Annotated in this window: 1 protein-coding gene; it reads right to left on the bottom strand. The window is 49.0% G+C overall.

Annotated features, from left to right (window positions below; translation table 11 throughout):
• On the bottom strand, window positions 1–286 hold a 286-nt coding region (locus C482_RS22120), incomplete at both ends, for a hypothetical protein (protein ID WP_206537142.1).

Raw genomic sequence — 286 nt, 5'->3', positions numbered from 1 at the left:
AGGGGTCGATGGAAATTACTTTGTGTGAACGGTCGAATGAGTGACTCATAGCCGGATTTCCGGCATGGTTTCAGACGAACCTTTGTAGGGTTGAAGCCGGGGTCTCTGGTTGGTGTTTCGATCAGCGATCCCGTTTCAGACGAACCTTTGTAGGGTTGAAGCTTTATCATTGGTCTGCTGCTGCTGGCTGGAGTCGGTGTTTCAGACGAACCTTTGTAGGGTTGAAGCTCAATGTTCACACCATGAAAGCGTTCGGCAAATGTTTCAGACGAACCTTTGTAGGGTT

It is taken from the genome of Natrialba chahannaoensis JCM 10990, assembly GCF_000337135.1.
GTDB classification, from domain to species: Archaea; Halobacteriota; Halobacteria; order Halobacteriales; family Natrialbaceae; genus Natrialba; species Natrialba chahannaoensis.
Note: the sequence above shows the minus strand (reverse complement) of the source record. Positions and strands in the feature narration are given on the sequence as shown.